Below are 18,235 nucleotides of genomic sequence, written 5' to 3' on the forward strand. Positions count from 1 at the left end.
TACATCCATGTATACCCTTGATATCTGTACTTCATGCATTATAACACCTGAATGCCGCCATCGCACCCTGTCATCCCTTTTCTCTAACCATTATGCTGAAGTCCCATCACAAAGAAATCCGCCGAAGTTCCCCTCGGCGGCCGTGCTTCCGTGCTCTATTAAACTGTTATTCCACTGTTTTTGTCAACCGTGCGATGAAAAATCCGTCGCTGTGAGCGTATTGTGGCAAAATCTGAACGCCTCCGTTCACAACCTTCAATTTCGCTGTCTCCGATTCAGTCCAGACAGATACTTCTGCTGGACGATATTCCGGATGTCGATTCAAGAAGTCTGCGACCATATCCTCATTCTCAGCAGGCTCAATTGTACATGTGCTGTACACCAAAATACCACCTGGTTTTAACAACGGCGCAACACGATCAAGCAGTTCACGTTGCAAGCTTGCGATATCTTTGATGTCTTCTACGGATTTGGTCCATTTTACATCGGGCTTCCGTCGAATAACACCCAGGCCGGAACATGGCGCATCCAGCAAAATGCGGTCAAACGATGCTTCCGGATACCGCTCGTTCAGATCAAGAGCATCTCCAGTTACAGCATCGATGCAGCTCAGACCGAGACGCTCCGCCTGATCCAGGATCAACTGGCGCTTATGAGCATGTACATCGTTCGCGAGAATACGACCGCGATCGTGCATTTTCTCCGCCATGTGAGCTGTTTTACCACCCGGAGCTGCGCAGCAATCCAATACAAGTTGGTCTTCTTCTGGTGCAACTGCTTCAGCAACCAGCATGGAACTTTCGTCCTGTACAGAGAACAAGCCGTCCCGATACCAGGACGTTAGTGCCATATTCCCACCACTGCGTACAAGAATTCCATCCGAACTCAACTGAGAAGCTTCAACGACTGCACCTGCGCTTGCCATCTCATGCATCAGTTTCTCCCGTGTGGTCATTGTTGTGTTGACTCGGACACTCACTGCTGGAGGCTCATTATTCGCACGGCAGATGGCTTCCGCTGTCTCCGCGCCATAATAGGCGATCCAGCGTTCAACCATCCATAACGGGTGGGAATGTTCCAGTGAAATACGTTCGGCAACCGGCAGATTCTCTGGAATACGAAGTTCATCCCGATTGCGAATCATATTGCGCAGTACACCATTCACCATTCCCGAGATTCCCTGATGGCCCAGTTTCTTCGCCAGATTAACCGCTTCGCTCACCACGGCATGCTCCGGAATACGATCCAGATATATCATCTGATATACGCTGATCCGCAGCAGACTGCGAACCCAAGGTTGCAGTTTGGATACTCCTTTGGCAACGTACCGTTCCAGATAATAATCAAGTGTATTCAATCTAGCGATTGTTCCATACACCAATTCGGTAGCTAGTCCAGCATCCGCAGGGCTCAGTTCAGCCTCTTTCAGACGACGATTCAACTCCAGATTACTGTATGCTCCATCTTGCTCAACAGCACTCAGAACCTTGACTGCCAATGCACGAGCAGATGTTTTGGGTTTCTGGGGGCGAGATGCACCACTTGTAGCCTTATGACCTTTTCCCGACGAACGACCTGGTGTGTTACCACTCATCGCAGCACCGTTCCAGATTTCAATGTACCGCCACGGGCAAAGTCAGCCGCCTTCATCACTTTTTTACCTGCAGGCTGCACCTCAGTCAACCACAGAGATCCATTACCTGTACGAACTTCAATCCCTGTCTTGTTCAATTGCAGCACTGTTCCTGGCTCTGCTTGTCCAGCATCCGAAGAGGTTTCCAGATCCACCTGATCGGGGTTAGCCGCAGCCCATACTTTGAAGACCTGATCATCCCACATCGTAAATGCACCCGAAAACGGCACAAGGCCGCGGATCTGATTGAACAATTCACGTGAAGTACGACTCCAGTCCATCTTCTCGTCATCCCGAGTCAGATTGCGAGCATACGAAGCCTCGGCATCATCCTGAGGGACTGCCGTTGTCTCGCCTGCAATCAATCGTGGCATTTCTGCCTGAAGCAGTTTGGAACCAGCCTCACTTAATTTATCAAACATCGATCCTGATGTATCTTCGTCTGTAATTGGCAGTTCCACACGCGAGATCATATCTCCGGTATCCAGGCCTTCAGCCATATACATCAATGTGACTCCTGTCACGGATTCCCCGTTAATAATGGAACGTTGGATTGGAGCTCCTCCCCGATATTTCGGCAAAAGAGAGCCATGCACGTTCACACAACCGCGAACAGGCATATCCAGCACGGCTTTGGGCAGAATCTGGCCAAAAGCCGCAGTCACGATCAGGTCCGGCTTCCATTCAGCCAAGCGGGCTACCGCTTCCGGATCACGCAGTTTAACGGGTTGAAACACAGGCAGACCGTGGCGTTCTGCCGCGGCCTTAACCGGTGTTGGCGTAAGTACTTTTTTGCGTCCCTGTGGTTTATCAGGCTGAGTCACCACACCCACCACATGGTACCCCTCTGCAATCAGCATATCGAGAGAAGGAACTGCAAATTCAGGTGTTCCCATAAAAACAATATTCAAATCGATCACTCCTTAATTACGACGCGGTCCCGTTTGATCGGCTGCAATTTCGTACACTTTCTCGGCGACATCCGTAAAGAGTACGCCATCCAGATGATCAATCTCATGCTGGAATGCACGGGACAGCAAGCCACTACCCGTAATTATCAACTCTTTGCCTTCACGATCCAGACCTTTAACCGTAACGGTCTCAAAACGGCGAACATCGCCATTAATTCCAGGGATACTCAGACATCCTTCCGGTCCGAACTGTTCTCCCTCACTTGCAATGATCTCCGGGTTAATCATCTTGATCAGCCCTTGCTCATCACCTGCGTCGATAACAATCAGCCGTTTCAAAATACCAACTTGCGGCGCAGCTAGACCTACACCCTCCGCATCGTACATGGTATCCGCCATATCATCCAGCAATTTTTGTACATTTGGTGTAATTTTGGTTACTTCTTTAGCTCTCTTGTGGAGCACCTCATCTGGTTCTTGCACGATAATGCGAATCGACATGTTGTAAGCACCTTCCTAATCCTCATCATAATTTCAGGACGATATTCTGTATTTTTGGGGTATTCATTTTAATCTATGTTTATACCGCTTGTTTACATCCGCATTGCTGCAAAATGCTTACATTAACATTTGCGGGTCTACATCCAGACTAATGAGCAATTTTTGCGCCTGAACATCATCGTCCATGCGCCGGGCTGTTGCCAGAGCGAGTCCTATGGCGTCTACATCCCCCCGCCATTTTATCATACATTGGAATCTGTATCTATTCTTAATCCGGGGAATCGGGGACGCTACCGGCCCTAATACATCAAAGGCCTCATTACTGAATCGATCCAGACTGCCGAGCCATCCGGCCGCATTAGCCTTCTCTTTCAGTATCCGCGTGTAGTTCTCGGCAAGACGAATCAACACCGGAAGTTGCTCATGCGAAAAGGTCACCAGAATCAGGCGACAGTATGGCGGATATTGCAAATTACGACGATGCAGCAGTTCCTCACGTACAAACGATACATAGTCATGCTTACTCGCATGGCCAATAGAGTAGTGCTCCGGCGTATAGGACTGAACAAACACCTCACCAGGCAATTGGTGCCGACCAGCTCGGCCAGCTACCTGTGTTAATAACTGAAACGTTTTTTCGGCAGCACGAAAATCAGGCAAATTCAATGCTGAATCCGCTGTTATCACCCCAACCAGAGTCACATCAGGGAAATCGAGCCCCTTCGCAACCATCTGGGTGCCAAGCAATACGTCAGCCTTTTTCTCACGAAACTGTTTCAGTAGCTTCTCGTGAGCCCCTTTTTCCGTTGTTGTATCTACATCCATCCGTATGACCCGAATACCCGGAAAGAGCTTCGCAAGCTCTTCCTCGACCCGTTGTGTACCTGTACCAAAGTATCGAATATGCTCACTTCCACAATCCGGGCACACTTCCGGAGCGGCTTCCGCATACCCACAGTAATGACAACGGAGATTATTGGAGCGCTGATGGTACGTCAGTGAAATATCACATTCGGGACAACCTGCTACATATCCACAACTGCGGCACATGACAAAGGTCGAATATCCCCGGCGATTCAGCAGAAGCACCGTCTGTTCACCACGCTCCAAGCGCTCCTCCAGCCCTTTGTGCAAAGCCCTGCTGAACATGGAGCGGTTACCATCCTTCAACTCCTCGCGCATGTCAACAATCCGCACCTCGGGCAGCTTGTTACCCAGTGCACGTGTTGGCATCTCCAGCAAGAGTGGTGCAAAATCATCGTTACTCTGCGAGCGTGCCGCATAGTAACTTTCCAGCGAAGGTGTCGCTGAACCCAGAACAACCACGGCCTGATGCTGCTGTGCTCTTTTAACCGCTACATCCCGGGCATGATATTTCGGCGTTTCCTCCTGTTTGTAGGAAGTCTCGTGCTCCTCATCCATAATGATCAACCCAAGCCGACTGAATGGAGCAAATACGGCTGAACGCGCCCCAATCGCAACCTTCACCTGGCCCTCACGAATTTTGCGCCATTCATCATAACGTTCACCGCCGGACAGACGACTGTGCATGACCGCAACCTGGTCGCCGAATCGCCCTTTAAAACGTTCCACCATCTGTGGTGTCAATGCAATCTCGGGTACCAGTACGATGGCCTGCCGATCCTGCTCGATGCATTGTTGAATGGTTTGAAGGTAGACTTCCGTCTTGCCGCTGCCTGTGACACCATGTAGCAAAAATACCCCGTGGCGTTGTTCCTGCAATCGGCCATTGATATTGTTGTAGACATGCTTTTGCTCATCGGTCAGAACCAGCGGCTCCGTTGCTTGGAACTTCCTGCCCTGATAAGGGTCACGAAAGACCTCTACGTCCTCGGTGACGATTAATCCCTTTTCCTCAAGTCCCTTCATCGTCGCCGCCGATACCTGCAGGGTGGATAACACTTCTTTCATCGGCATGGGCAGCAGCTCTTTCATTTCCAGCAAAAAAGCCAGAATCTCCTTCTGCCGCTGTGCTTTCGCCGGGAATGAAGCAAGTGCTTCCTGAGCAGCAGCAATATCTACAGCCAGATCAACGGATTTCATTGTTTTTTTATTCAGCTTGTCCTTGATCGCCTGACTCTCAAGCAGCACACCACCAAGTAATAGTTTCTTAATTAGTGCAGCATGATTGGGATATTTTCGACTCAATTGTTGCAACGGTACCTGACCCCGACTTTTGACAAAACGGATGATATCCTGCTGCACTTTCTCGTTCGTAGACTCTTCTCCCCAAACAAATAACACCTCATCATCCGGTTGTGCACCCGCCATCTGTCCATCAAGTGCATCTCCCAGCGAGATGTATCGCTCTGCTTTTCCTTTCAATGCGGTCGGTACCATGACCTGCAAAGACAGAATCCGGTTACTGGCATAACGTCCACTCATCCATTCAGCCAACTCCACCAAATCCTTTGACAATGGGGGGACAATGTCCAGTAACTCCTGAATCTGCTTGAGCTTGAATGTTTCCTCTCCGGTACGCGGCACAAGATCAATCACGAATCCCTGCACCGTCCGATGTCCAAAAGGTACACCCACCCGGCTGCCAATCTCGATCCATTCCCTCATCGATTCAGGTACCAGGTAATCAAACGGCCGGTCTGTATCCTTCACGGGAACATCGACAATGACCTTGGCAATCTCCATATCCTAATTCCTCCCGGCAATGCGCTCCGCCGCAATCCGGAGCAACCGATGAGCCACATCGTCCTTGGCCATCACTGGTAGCTCCTCCACCAAACCTTCCCGGTCATAGATATGTACCGCGTTGGTGTCTGTTCCAAATCCTGCACCCGTGTGGGTTACGTCATTGGCTACGATCAGATCACAGTTTTTCCGTTCCAATTTCTCACGTGCATACATCTCAACGGACTGAGTCTCCGCAGCAAAACCAATCAAAAACTGATGGGTTTTCTGTTTGCCCAGCGTTTCAAGAATATCTATATTTTTAACAAGTTCGAGCGACAACGTGTCGCCTTTCTTCTTGATCTTCTCGGTGTAAACTTCCTTAGGGCGATAATCGGCAACAGCCGCCGCCTTAACCACAATATCAGCATCGTCCCACTCGCGTGTTACGGCTTCATACATATCCTGTGCTGACTGCACAGGGATCAACTCAACGTTCTCTGGCGGCTTGGCTTGTGTATTGCCCATGACCAATTTCACGTTGGCCCCCAGATCACGCGCAGCTGCAGCGATGGCAAATCCCATTTTGCCAGACGAATCATTCGTAATGTATCGTACGGGGTCAATTCGCTCAATTGTACCTCCAGCCGTAACAACTACCTTCTTGCCTTGTAATAGTGAAGCTTGTTCTTTCCTTGTACGGTCTGCGGACTCGCGCTGTTCAAAGAAACGTTCCACCACATTCACAATGCTCTCCGGTTCTTCCAGACGGCCCTTGCCTACATAACCACACGCAAGCAGGCCTTCGCCCGGCTCAATCATCATGGCACCCCGTTCAACAAGCAGGTTCATATTATGCTTTACCGCTGGATGATCATACATATGTACATTCATCGCTGGAGCAATCATGACAGGAGCTGTCGTGGCAAGCAGCGTTGTTGAGAGCATATCATCGGCCATGCCATGTGCCATCTTGGCAATTACATTGGCGGTAGCCGGGGCAACCAGAACAAGATCAGCCAGATCAGCCAGATGAATATGAGATACGACTGCTGGCTCACGCTCATCAAATGTATCGGTATATACGGTGTTTCGGGTTAACGTTTGCAGCGTTAATTCGGTAATAAACTGTGTAGCAGAAGCTGTCATAATGACATGAACATCCGCACCCTTCTGCACCAGTCTGCTGCATAATGTTGCTGCTTTGTATGCGGCTATGCCGCCTGTCACACCAAGCACGATTTTTTTACCGTTCAACATGTTTATTTCCCCCGATATTTATACGACATCTAAACAATGAGTTCATTGAAATATGCTTATTCGTAAAAAAATAACAACCTCGCGGTTGTCAATTAATCCGGCTTACGCCGTATGCAGTTGAAGAGCAGCCGCAGGCGGCTTACTCTTCTTCTTCGTCCTGTCCTTTGATGACAACGAGCAGGTCTCCATAGATTTCTTCCAGTGCAACGCCAACTTGTTTATGGGATCTCGCACCTCTTAAATCCGTTTTTTCACCTTCACGTAGCTGTCTAGCCCGGCGGGAAGCAGCAACAACAAGGGAATACTTGCTGTCGACTTTGTTCATCATTTCATCAATAGAAGGATACAGCATATTAACAAACACCTCTTCGCATTAGTATAATCGCAAGTTGCCGCCTGACAGAACGGATGTGGCATGTCTTCTCATCCAGGCATTCCCCGAAGGGAGTGCTTCAGTACATGATATGACAACTGCCCCACTTATATCGCATTCTGCAGCGGCAAAAGGGATTATTTATTGATCTTACAATGTTCGGCGATTATGATGCTTTCTATTCTCTTGCACGCCAAATCAATTTCATCATTAACAACAGCGTAATCATACTGCTCCAGCAGACTGATCTCATCGACCGCCACGGACATCCGGTGATCAATGGTCGCTTGGCTCTCGGTACCACGGCCCTGAATGCGATCTTTCAGCTCGTCCAATGAAGGAGGAAGCAGGAAAACAAAGATTCCTTCCGGGAATTTCTCTTTCACTTTTAACGCGCCTTGAACCTCAATCTCCAGAATGATGTCACGGCCTTCGTTAATCGTTTTCTCTACAAAATCACGCGGTGTTCCGTAATAATTACCGACATACTCCGCATGTTCCAACAATTGATCTTCAGCAATCATGTTCTGGAACTCTTCATGACTTCTGAAGAAATAGTTCACACCATGTTCTTCACCCAGACGAGGCTGACGGGTTGTCGCCGATACGGAATAGATCAATTCCGGCACCCGTTTGCGCAAAGCGCTGCATACCGTACCCTTCCCGACCCCAGATGGGCCGGACAACACTACCAGTAATCCTTTAGACATATTACACTCCATTTTATTCGTCGTTATCATCATCTTTCGAAGAAAGACGATGGGCGACCGTCTCAGGCTGAACTGCAGACAAAATGACATGATCGCTATCCGTAATAATTACGGCACGAGTACGTCTTCCGTACGTTGCATCAATCAGCATGTGACGATCTCTTGCCTCTTGTATAATTCTCTTGATCGGCGCCGATTCCGGACTCACGATGGATATAATCCGGTTCGCCGATACGATGTTACCGAATCCAATGTTAATGAGTTTGATTGCCATAATCAGGTTCTTCCCCCTATACATGCGACTCTTTTGCCGAAATTTGGCTGTTCATTCGATATTCGCAGCTTGCTCACGAATCTTCTCCAGTTCCGCCTTCATTTCGACAACACGATTCACCAGAGCCAAATGGTTGGCTTTTGATCCAATCGTATTGACTTCCCGATTCATCTCTTGAATTAGAAAGTCCAACTTACGACCTACGGGCTCATCACTTTTCAGCAGTTCCCTGCTCTGTCCAAAGTGACTCTGTAGACGCGTAAGCTCCTCTTCTATGTTAGAACGATCGGCAAACATTGCAATTTCCATACCCAATTTATGCTCATCAAAAGGGAAAGAGCCTTCTTCCTGCATTTCCGTAAGCCTCTGTCTTAGCTTGTTGCGATAATCACTTACCACAGTCGGTGCAAGATCAAGCATCTCGGTATGCAGTGACTCCAGACGGGTAATACGCCGTTCCAGATCACTGGCCAGATGAAGACCCTCGCGAGCGCGCATCTGTTCAAGGCTGGACAGAGCCTCTTTCAATCCTTCCTGCAAAACTCGCTCCCATTCGTCCTTCTGCTCTTCGGGAATGGAACTTGTCCCATCCGAATGAACCATAACGTCCGGCAGCCCAAGCATATCCACAATACTTGGTTTGCCCTGCATTCCATATTGGGTCTCCAGTTGCTCTGCAGCTTGCAGATAGGCCCTGACCGTCTGTTCATTCAGAACAGCGGGAAGAGCCTGGTCTTCCTCTTTTTCTTTCATTACATAAACATCAATCCGCCCACGTTTCAAACGACTCTGTACGATTTTCCTCAAACCGTCTTCATAATACGTCCACTCTCTTGGCAGACGCATCATCACTTCGCAATAACGATGATTAACAGATTTGATCTCTAATTGTACCTTATAGCCGCCAAAATGAAAGGCGGATTGACCGTATCCGGTCATACTGAATGACATCGGCATCACATCCGTTTTACTATTGTAATTGATTATTAGGGTTGAAACAAGTAGGACATTGATGCTCCGACTTCTCCCATACGTATTGAGTCAGTTCGGCCGTCATGCCGTAGAACATAAACGGTGTCATAAGATAGATGCCTTTGAAATGTGCTGTTGCTACGTCCAGCAGTTCCTTGGCAATTTTTACCCCCATCGCACGGCCCTCTTCGCCTTCCAGACCTGCCATACGGGAACGCACTTCATCCGAAAGCTGAATTCCGGGAACTTCGTTGTGCAGATATTCTGCATTCCGTCCACTTGCCAGTGGCATTACACCTACAAAAATAGGCACATCCAGGTGTTTGGTCGCTTCGTGCATTGCCACAATCAACTCCGGATCATAGACAGGCTGAGTCATGATGTAATCTGCACCAGAGGCAATTTTCTTCTCCAGACGTTGTACAGCTTTATCCAAATATTTCACATTGGGATTAAATGCGGCTCCGATAACAAAGCCAGCTTTCTGCTTCAACGGTTTACCCGAGAAGGCCACCCCGTCGTTCAACTGTTTGATCATGCGTATGATTTCAAAAGAGGTCAGATCGTATACCGAGCTTGAACCCGGCAGATCGCCAAATCTTGCAGGATCACCTGTCACAGCCAGTACGTGATTAATGCCCAGAGCATCAAACCCCATCATGTGGGACTGCGTTCCAATCAGATTCCGGTCACGGCAGGCAATATGCACCAATGGACGGAGACCCGTGCGATCCTGAACGAGGTGACCCAGCGCCATGTTGCTCATTCGTGTAACCGCTAATGAATTATCGGCCAGTGTCAGAGCGTCTGCTCCTGCTGCTTTTAGGGTCTCGGCACCTTTCATGAACTTGGCAATGTCCAAATCACGCGGCGGATCAAGTTCAACAATGACCGTGTGACGCTGCTTGACCAGATCAACAATCGTAGGCTGGCCTCCACGTCCGGAGCGCTCATCCACATGCTCATGCAGTACAATACGCGGTTTGGATTCTGATGGATCAGGCTCCAAAATAGGCGAAGGTACGTAATCTGCGAGCGCCTCTTTCATGGCGGTAATATGATCGGGCGTTGTACCACAGCATCCGCCAATAATTCGGGCACCGAGTTCCGCAAATTGCACTGCAGTCTGACCAAAGTACTCCGGAGTCGCACCATAACGGAACTGACCATCCACATAATCTGCTGCACCCGCGTTCGGATAAACAGACATTGGAATACCAATACGTCCGGAGACGGTTTCCATGGCACGCATAATTCCATTTGGACCTGAGCGACAGTTAAAACCAATCACGTCCGCACCCTGCTCCCGCATGATCCGGAATGCTTCGGGCATTGTGTATCCGTCCAGTGTGTGTCCTACATCCTCTACCGCGAACTGTCCAATCACGGGTAGATCACTTAGCTTGCGCGCTTGCAAAAGGGCAATATCCATTTCCTCGATATCATAGAAGGTCTCAAGCAGAATACCATCCACGCCTTCATCAAGCAGTGCAAAGATCTGTTGTTGATAAAAGCGTTTCAGTTCACTTGTGGAGACGTTTGTCCGTTTGCCTCCGCGAATAGAGCCTACTGCACCAAGAACATAACCGTTAGCTCCAGCCACCTCTTTGGCAATACGAACGCCGGTCCGGTTCACATCCTCCACCTTGGACTCCAAACCGAACTTGGACAACTTGTCATAGTTGGCAGAGTACGTATTCGTTTCAAATATCTCTGTACCTGCGTCCCGATAACGGCGATGTACTTCTGCCACTACTTCAGGTGAAATCAAGTTTAACTCTTCATATGAAATCCCTACCGGGAATCCCATTTGGTACAGATAGGTTCCCATGGCCCCATCTCCAATGAGAACTCGTTCCTGCATAACTTTGCGCAAATCCGCCTTCATCCCTTTTCCCCCCGCCTAGCTGTGATCATTTTCATACTAATGTAACACAAAAAACGCTAAAAAACGAAGAAAAACACAGGTTTTTGTTGAATATCCAGCTCATATGGACTTTCCTTCCACATAACACCCAATATGTCTCTGTACAGGAGACACGCACTGTCCTTTAACAAAAAAAGAGGCCCGCAGGCCTCTTGGGTTACACCGTTCTCTTATTTATGAAGTGATTCCCTTAAAAACAACTTCAGCCGGTCCAGTCATGTACACATGATTGTCAGCTTCATTCCACTCAATGTGGAGATCCCCACCCTTGAGGCTGATGACTGCTGTACGATCTGTATGTCCATTCAGGACAGAGGATACCAGTGTTGCACAAGCCCCGGTTCCACAAGCAAGTGTTGGACCTGCTCCGCGTTCCCATACACGCATGTCCACATATCCACGGTCACGAACTGTTGCGAATTCCACATTGATTTTTTTCGGGAACATGGGATGTACTTCAAGAAGCGGGCCCCACGTCGTGAGATCAAAATTAACAGCATCATCAACATAGATAACGGCATGCGGGTTACCCATGGATACGGCAGTGAATTTGAACGCATGTCCGTTCGCTTCAATGTAGTGATCAACCACGGGATTGGCATCCACTGTTGTAGGCACTTGAAGACCGTTCAGGATTGGCTCACCCATATCCACGCGAACCGTTTCCACTTTACCATCACGAATGTTGAGACTCACAGGCTGTACCCCTGCACCAATCGTTTCAATGGTGATCTGCTCCTGGTTAACATGACCATGATCGTATACATATTTGGATACACAGCGAATGGCATTACCGCACTGTTCTGCTTCCGATCCGTCCGAGTTCATGATGCGCATCTGAAAGTCCGCCTTTTCCGAAGGCAGTATATAGACCAGGCCGTCCGCACCAATGCCGAAGAAACGGTTGCACCATTTTACAGTCAATTCTGCAGCATCTGCCGGAAGCTCCTTTTCACCAAATACAACGATAAAATCGTTACCAAGTCCATGCATTTTCGTAAATTCCATCATCTTGCCCACTCCTTTTGGCAGTCTGCTGCCAAAGCTATATTCTTGCTCTTCTACAGGATTACCATAGAAATTCATATTCAACGTTTACACAAAAAAGCTATCCTGCAAAATGCCAAAGCCGCCGCTTTGAATCATTTTGAGGATAGCATAACGAAATGGGTAAGGAAAAGGTATTGATTTTATGCTGAAAACTTTGTACTTTTCGGTACGAAGCGTCCAGAACCACCCATACGGCGGCGGTTACGACGACCACCCCACACGCTGCCCGCGCCCATAAGGAACGTTGGAATGCCAGCAGCAACGATACAAATTGCCCATTCACGCAAACCTAGCGGTACGGTTTTGAAGATCGGCTGCAGCGGTTCAACGTACATGACAACCAGCATCAGTACAACCGATGAAATCACGGCAAGAACGAGATATTTGTTTTGCAGTGGATTTCGATGGAAGATGGAGCGCGAACTGCGGCAATCAAAGACATGAATGAGCTGCGCCAATACGAGTGTAGCGAAAGCCACAGACTGTGCTTTAATCAATTGACCCGGGTTATCCGGCGCAGCCTGAAGGGTAAGCCAGAACGCTCCGAGTGTACATAGTCCAATCAATACACCCCGGCTGACAATTTTCCAACCCAGTCTACGGGCAAAAATGTTTTCTTTGGCACCACGGGGTTTGTGTTCCATCAGATCTTTTTCCGGCTGATCTACCCCGAGCGCCATTGCAGGCAAACCATCCGTCACCAGGTTAACCCATAGAATCTGAATAGGTACAAGCGGCAGTGGCAAGCCCATCATCATCGCAAAGAACATGGTTAGAATCTCACCCACGTTCGATGCCAGCAAATAACGGATAAACTTACGAATGTTCTCATAAATGTTACGACCTTCTTCTATGGCAGCAACAATCGTCGAGAAGTTATCATCACTCAGAATAAGCGCCGAAGCTTCCTTCGTGACATCCGTTCCTGTAATGCCCATCGCGATCCCAATGTCAGCCGCTTTAATCGCCGGAGCGTCGTTCACCCCATCCCCCGTCATGGCAACGACATGTCCTTTGCGCTGCAAAGATTTCACGATGCGAAGCTTATGTTCAGGAGACACTCTTGAGAATACATAGATACCCTCTACCTGTTTATCCAGCTGCTCATCCGTCATGCCTGCCAGCTGCTGACCACTTAGAGAAGCACCGCCGCGTGGAAGAATCCCGAGTTGATGAGCAATGGCTTCTGCCGTTGTACCATGATCACCTGTGATCATGACAGTTCGTATCCCCGCCTTGCGGCATGTTGCAATTGCATCGCGCACTTCACGACGCGGTGGATCAATCATGCCTGTAAGTCCTACGAATATAAGCTGACTCTCGGCGGCGTGTTCATCGGCCACTTTTTCTTCCGGCCGCACTTCACGATAAGCCATTCCGAGGACACGTAGTGCCGCCCCGGCCATGCTCTCATTGGCTGCCATCACTTTCTGCCGCAGCGTTCCAGTGAAAGGTACGACCTTACCTTCCCACAAAATATAACTGCAGTGTCCGATCAACACATCCGGTGCACCTTTGGTGTAGATCATTCGACCTCCCTGATGATGAACCAGGACCGACATGCGTTTGCGCTCCGAATCAAACGGGAACTCCTGCTCCCGGGCATACAGCTCTTTGAGCCCAGCAGGGGTAAGCCCCATTTTGGAGGACAGTGTGACGAGCGCCCCCTCCGTCGGATCTCCCTTCAACTCCCAAAATACATTTTCTCGCTTAACCGTTTCTTCTTGGAAATCATCTTTTTTGGTATTTTTCTTGCCGTCCTTTTTGTTATCCCTGCCCTTTTTCTTGCTTCCAGACTCGTTTGCAATGGTCTCCACAATACTTGCATTGTTGCATAGCGCACTAATCTGAAGCATTCTGCGTAGCGACTGGTCACTCTTCAGTTCCACCGTTCGGCCATTCTCCAGCATCTGCCCTTCAGGTGCATAACCATCCCCGGTAACCTTGATGCTGCGTCCCTCCAGCCATACATCCGTTACCGTCATCTTGTTCTGGGTGAGCGTGCCTGTCTTGTCCGAACAGATTACGGATGCACAGCCAAGGGTTTCGACAGAAGGCAGTTTGCGAACAATGGCTTTACGTTTGATCATACGCTGCACGCCTAGTGCGAGTGCAATGGTTACAATGGCCGGCAGACCCTCCGGTATGGCAGCCACCGCGAGGCTGACCCCTGCCAGGAACATGCCAACGGCTGGTTGTCCGTGCAATATGCCTGCGACGACAACCATAATGGTTAATCCCAATGCGACAAAAATCAGAATTTTGCCCAGTTGTTCCAACCTGTGCTGTAAGGGTGTTTCCTGCTCCTCCGTATTCTGGATCAGATCGGCGATTTTGCCCATCTCCGTCTCCATGCCTGTACGGATAACCACACCTTTGGCCGTACCACGAGTGACCATGGTGCCCATAAAACCAATATTCTTCTGATCACCAAGCGGAACGTCCTCATCGGCAATCGGAAGGCAATGTTTGCTTACGGGAACCGATTCCCCGGTAAGAGCAGACTCCTCCACATCCAGGCTGTTCGTTTGCAGCCAGCGCACATCAGCAGGAATGCGGTCCCCACTCTCTACCATGACGATATCCCCAGGGACAAGTTGTTTGGCTGCAAGGTGTACTTCCTGGCCTGAACGAAGCACTTTGGCGAGAGGTGCAGACAACTGTTTTAATGCACGAAGTGATCGTTCAGCTCGGAATTCCTGTACAAACCCCAGAATGGCATTCAGTACGATAATGGCCACAATCGTTACCGCATCCAGATACTCACCCAGCAATCCGGATACCAACGTTGCTCCCATCAACACCAGCACCATAAAATCCTTGAACTGATTCAAGAGCAATGTAATCGGAGATATACGTTTCCCCTCGCTCAGCTCATTCGAACCGACCACTTTCCTCTTCTCTGCTACAGCTTCATCCGTCAATCCTTCCTGCGGGCTGACGCCAAGAGTGTTACGAAGCTCTTCATCACTAAGTTGATGCCACTTGGTATGTTCCATGCTTCATGTTTCCCTCCCAGTCTGTATTTCATCTGCTAAATAAGCTCACATGCTTCACCGGCGTGCTGGTCGACAGGCTGTACACAATGCCGGACAAACTACCTGCTCTATATGTATTCGGACAGGTCTGTGATTAGCACCCGGAAGGTGAATCCTTTCCCTGATGGACAGAATAGGCTAAAATAAAGGTCTGCGATGTTCTGCGCAGTACCATGTTCAGTGTTCAACAGGTAAGCAACGAAGAATCTGCATCCGGTCCTTGTTTTTTACATATCTGGTTGCACGTTTCAGTTATATAGATGAAGCATTGCGCATGACAAATGCAGGTGCTCGATAGAGAGAGGAAGTGGAAAAAATGGCATTGGACGGCATCGTAACACGGGCCATTGTTCATGAATTGCAAGGCTGCATTGGTGGACGTATCAGCAAAATCCATCAGCCGAATGGTCATGACGTAGTTCTCACACTGCGAGCTCAGCGCGGTAATAGTAAATTGCTTGTTTCGGCAAGCCCAACATATCCCCGTGTGCATTTTACGGAAAAAACATTCCTTAATCCTACGGAAGCACCCATGTTCTGCATGCTGCTCCGCAAGCACTGTGAAGGTGCAATCATTGAGGAGATCCGTCAGATTGGCATGGAACGTATCATCCACATCGATGTGCGCCAACGCGACGAATTGGGGGATGTTTCGGTTAAACGGATCATCATTGAATTGATGGGACGTCACAGTAACATTATTTTGCTTGATCCCGTTACAGGAACGATTCTGGATGGCATTCATCATGTGACTCCGTCCATCAGCAGCTACCGGGTAATCATGCCAGGATTCGCGTATACTGCCCCACCTGAGCAACATAAGAGTAATCCGCTCGAAGTGAGCCGTACAGCATTCGAGGACAGCTATCAAGCCGTTGAAGAAGAGGCATCACGCTGGCTTGTGAACTCCTTTAGCGGTCTTAGCCCGTTAATTGCTGGCGAGATTGCTGCCCGTGGGATTGCTGCTGAAGGCAAAGGGAACACTCAGGCTGTGGTTGAGGGTGAGAGCCGAGTTGAGATTGATGCGCTCTGGAACGCTTTTGAAGCCGTGATGGGTCCTGTCAGAGATCATCTCTACACGCCTGTAACCGGAATGAATGCCAAAGGCAAAATGATTTTCTCCGCCGTTCATCTTGAGAGCATTCAGGATTTGGAGAAAACGTATGACACGATGAGCAAGTGCATGGAAGATTATTATGGAGACAAGGCTGAACGGGATACGGTTAAACAGCGAGTAAGTGATCTGCTCCGTTTTCTGCAAAATGAGCGAAGCAAGAATATCAAAAAGCTGGACAACCTGAACAAGGATCTGCTGGAAGCAGACGATGCGGACAAGTTCAGACTATGGGGTGAGTTGCTGTTTGCCTCCCTGCATCAGGTCCACAAAGGGGACAAGAGCGTGGAGCTTGTGAACTTCTACGACGAAGACCAAGCCAACATTACCATTCAGCTTGATCCGCTGCTCACACCGTCTGACAACGCACAACGTTATTTCAAGCGGTATAACAAATACAAAAACAGTCTGGCTGTCATTCATGAGCAGCTTGGCAAAACCAAAGACGAAATTGACTATCTGGATAACCTGTTACAGCAGCTATCCATTGCATCGATGAACGACATTGAGGAAATACGAGACGAGCTTGTGCAGCAAGGATACCTTCGTGACCGTAATAAAAAGGGTAAAAAGAAAAAGAAAAGTGATCGTCCGACCGTACACCAGTTTACCTCCTCAGAGGGAATTGATATTCTTGTGGGCAAAAACAACCTGCAGAACGAGTACGTGACGAATCGCCTCGCTTCTTCCAACGACACCTGGCTGCATACCAAAGACATTCCAGGTTCACATGTCGTTATTCGCAGTACGGACTTTGGTGAAGCTACATTGGAAGAAGCAGCACAGCTTGCTGCCTACTTCAGCCAAGCCAAGGAGTCCAGCAGTGTGCCTGTGGATTATACGTTTATCCGTCATGTACGCAAACCAAGTGGTGCGAAGCCTGGTTTTGTCATCTATGATCATCAAAAGACCTTGTTTGTCACGCCAAATGATGAATTGATCAAGAGCTTGCCGTCCACGATTAAAAATGGATAAGGCTATATAAGTTGAACTAAAGATTATTTACACTAACACTACGATGACAGAACAACCTTCCAATCGCTGTTATCCCCAGATTTTTCGATTCCCTTTTTCAAAGGGGAAAATCCGGGGATAAAGGCGAACGCTTCGCTTTTTCAGGTTTTTTCTGTCCTCTCCGTTATCGTGTAAATGATTAGTTCCACTTATATAGAAATGTAACAGTAAAAAAAACAGAATCCCCTGACCATAACGGTTCAGGGGATTTTTGTGGATGCATCAAAATTGTTTCAATACTAATGTGAATTTCATCTTTATCTATCGTTTTTGTTGAATATTAATTCTTTAAAATGTATAATAATTCAATTCTCACGAATAAAACTACTGTTAAGGAAGTGTACCATGACCATACATATTCGAGAAACTCAACCTGATGATCTGAAACCCTTGATGGCATTAATGCATGACTATGTGGTGGGGTTCTACAATAATCCCTGGCCCGGTGATCAATCCATCCAGCTTTTGATTAATAACCTGCTTAATCAGCAGATCGGTGCTCAATTCGTGGCAGAAGAGAACGGGAAGCTTATCGGATTTGCCACCCTGTTCTTCACTTACAGCACAATGAAAGCAGAGCGTGTCGCCATCATGAATGACCTATTTGTTACGGAAACATTCAGAGAAGGCGAAGCAGAAGCCAAATTATTTGCATACTGTCAGCAATATACACGTGACCATGGATGTGCATATATGTCTTGGATCACAGCAGTGACCAATGAGCGAGCACAGCAATTATTCGAGCGTCTTGGGGCTACACGCGGCGCTTGGGTCAACTATTCGATTACATAAACTCTTTTTGACACAAAAAA

General features: G+C 48.5%; 14 protein-coding genes. 2 read left to right on the forward strand and 12 right to left on the reverse strand.

What is annotated here, in order from left to right:
• Nucleotides 1-166: 166 nt before the first annotated feature.
• The 12 genes from rsmB to MKY85_RS20220 all read right to left on the reverse strand — a co-directional run bounded on the left by rsmB (nucleotide 167) and on the right by MKY85_RS20220 (nucleotide 15,256).
• Entirely contained in the window at nucleotides 167-1,594 is a 1,428-nt protein-coding gene (rsmB, locus tag MKY85_RS20165) for a 16S rRNA (cytosine(967)-C(5))-methyltransferase RsmB (protein WP_339235678.1), read from the reverse strand.
• On the reverse strand, nucleotides 1,591-2,544 hold the full coding sequence (gene fmt / locus MKY85_RS20170; RefSeq protein WP_339256314.1) for a methionyl-tRNA formyltransferase: 954 nt from the start codon (nucleotides 2,542-2,544) through the stop codon (nucleotides 1,591-1,593). Before fmt ends, rsmB begins: the two co-directional genes overlap by 4 nt.
• A 12-nt stretch (nucleotides 2,545-2,556) precedes the next feature.
• Nucleotides 2,557-3,045 (reverse strand): peptide deformylase, encoded by a 489-nt coding sequence (gene def / locus MKY85_RS20175; RefSeq protein ID WP_017687449.1) that lies wholly within the window; start codon nucleotides 3,043-3,045, stop codon nucleotides 2,557-2,559.
• Between the two features lie 117 nt (nucleotides 3,046-3,162).
• Nucleotides 3,163-5,712 carry a primosomal protein N' gene (gene priA / locus MKY85_RS20180; protein ID WP_339235682.1) on the reverse strand — a complete coding sequence of 850 codons (2,550 nt, stop codon included), beginning with the start codon at nucleotides 5,710-5,712 and terminating at the stop codon, nucleotides 3,163-3,165.
• A 3-nt stretch (nucleotides 5,713-5,715) separates the two neighbouring features.
• Nucleotides 5,716-6,951 (reverse strand): bifunctional phosphopantothenoylcysteine decarboxylase/phosphopantothenate--cysteine ligase CoaBC, encoded by a 1,236-nt coding sequence (coaBC, locus tag MKY85_RS20185; protein WP_339256316.1) that lies wholly within the window; start codon nucleotides 6,949-6,951, stop codon nucleotides 5,716-5,718.
• Nucleotides 6,952-7,090: 139 nt separating this feature from the next.
• Complete coding sequence (gene rpoZ, locus MKY85_RS20190; protein ID WP_036614619.1) at nucleotides 7,091-7,303, reverse strand: DNA-directed RNA polymerase subunit omega; 213 nt, start codon at nucleotides 7,301-7,303, stop codon at nucleotides 7,091-7,093.
• 158 nt (nucleotides 7,304-7,461) lie between these two features.
• Nucleotides 7,462-8,034 (reverse strand): guanylate kinase, encoded by a 573-nt coding sequence (gene gmk, locus MKY85_RS20195; RefSeq protein WP_017687445.1) that lies wholly within the window; start codon nucleotides 8,032-8,034, stop codon nucleotides 7,462-7,464.
• Nucleotides 8,035-8,047: 13 nt separating this feature from the next.
• On the reverse strand, nucleotides 8,048-8,308 hold the full coding sequence (locus MKY85_RS20200; protein ID WP_006209218.1) for a DUF370 domain-containing protein: 261 nt from the start codon (nucleotides 8,306-8,308) through the stop codon (nucleotides 8,048-8,050).
• A 51-nt stretch (nucleotides 8,309-8,359) separates the two neighbouring features.
• Nucleotides 8,360-9,259: a YicC/YloC family endoribonuclease gene (locus MKY85_RS20205; protein ID WP_076211386.1), complete on the reverse strand. Its 900-nt coding sequence runs from the start codon at nucleotides 9,257-9,259 to the stop codon at nucleotides 8,360-8,362.
• A 19-nt stretch (nucleotides 9,260-9,278) separates the two neighbouring features.
• Nucleotides 9,279-11,168 carry a bifunctional homocysteine S-methyltransferase/methylenetetrahydrofolate reductase gene (locus MKY85_RS20210; RefSeq protein ID WP_339235687.1) on the reverse strand — a complete coding sequence of 630 codons (1,890 nt, stop codon included), beginning with the start codon at nucleotides 11,166-11,168 and terminating at the stop codon, nucleotides 9,279-9,281.
• Between the two features lie 213 nt (nucleotides 11,169-11,381).
• Complete coding sequence (dapF, locus tag MKY85_RS20215; protein ID WP_342573437.1) at nucleotides 11,382-12,215, reverse strand: diaminopimelate epimerase; 834 nt, start codon at nucleotides 12,213-12,215, stop codon at nucleotides 11,382-11,384.
• A 182-nt stretch (nucleotides 12,216-12,397) separates the two neighbouring features.
• Nucleotides 12,398-15,256, reverse strand: coding sequence for a cation-translocating P-type ATPase (locus MKY85_RS20220; protein ID WP_342570622.1), 2,859 nt, complete (start codon nucleotides 15,254-15,256; stop codon nucleotides 12,398-12,400).
• Between the two features lie 355 nt (nucleotides 15,257-15,611).
• On the opposite strand from MKY85_RS20220, the gene MKY85_RS20225 reads away from it, so the two are divergent.
• The gene (locus tag MKY85_RS20225; protein WP_342570623.1) at nucleotides 15,612-17,384 is read left to right on the forward strand and encodes an NFACT RNA binding domain-containing protein; all 1,773 of its coding nucleotides are present in this window, start codon (nucleotides 15,612-15,614) and stop codon (nucleotides 17,382-17,384) included.
• 384 nt (nucleotides 17,385-17,768) lie between these two features.
• Nucleotides 17,769-18,215: a GNAT family N-acetyltransferase gene (locus MKY85_RS20230; protein WP_342570624.1), complete on the forward strand. Its 447-nt coding sequence runs from the start codon at nucleotides 17,769-17,771 to the stop codon at nucleotides 18,213-18,215.
• Nucleotides 18,216-18,235 lie beyond the last annotated feature (20 nt).

The sequence above is a fragment of the Paenibacillus sp. FSL R5-0749 genome (assembly GCF_038595085.1).
Lineage (GTDB): Bacteria > Bacillota > Bacilli > Paenibacillales > Paenibacillaceae > Paenibacillus.

Bases quoted from the DNA above. Each gene is read 5' to 3' on its own strand.
- rsmB (WP_339235678.1), bottom strand. From the start codon at position 1,594: ATGAGTGGTAACACACCAGGTCGTTCGTCGGGAAAAGGTCATAAGGCT.
- def (WP_017687449.1), bottom strand. From the start codon at position 3,045: ATGTCGATTCGCATTATCGTGCAAGAACCAGATGAGGTGCTCCACAAG.
- priA (WP_339235682.1), bottom strand. From the start codon at position 5,712: ATGGAGATTGCCAAGGTCATTGTCGATGTTCCCGTGAAGGATACAGAC.
- coaBC (WP_339256316.1), bottom strand. From the start codon at position 6,951: ATGTTGAACGGTAAAAAAATCGTGCTTGGTGTGACAGGCGGCATAGCC.
- rpoZ (WP_036614619.1), bottom strand. From the start codon at position 7,303: ATGCTGTATCCTTCTATTGATGAAATGATGAACAAAGTCGACAGCAAG.
- gmk (WP_017687445.1), bottom strand. From the start codon at position 8,034: ATGTCTAAAGGATTACTGGTAGTGTTGTCCGGCCCATCTGGGGTCGGG.
- MKY85_RS20200 (WP_006209218.1), bottom strand. From the start codon at position 8,308: ATGGCAATCAAACTCATTAACATTGGATTCGGTAACATCGTATCGGCG.
- MKY85_RS20205 (WP_076211386.1), bottom strand. From the start codon at position 9,259: ATGTCATTCAGTATGACCGGATACGGTCAATCCGCCTTTCATTTTGGC.
- MKY85_RS20210 (WP_339235687.1), bottom strand. From the start codon at position 11,168: ATGAAGGCGGATTTGCGCAAAGTTATGCAGGAACGAGTTCTCATTGGA.
- dapF (WP_342573437.1), bottom strand. From the start codon at position 12,215: ATGGAATTTACGAAAATGCATGGACTTGGTAACGATTTTATCGTTGTA.
- MKY85_RS20220 (WP_342570622.1), bottom strand. From the start codon at position 15,256: ATGGAACATACCAAGTGGCATCAACTTAGTGATGAAGAGCTTCGTAAC.
- MKY85_RS20225 (WP_342570623.1), top strand. From the start codon at position 15,612: ATGGCATTGGACGGCATCGTAACACGGGCCATTGTTCATGAATTGCAA.
- MKY85_RS20230 (WP_342570624.1), top strand. From the start codon at position 17,769: ATGACCATACATATTCGAGAAACTCAACCTGATGATCTGAAACCCTTG.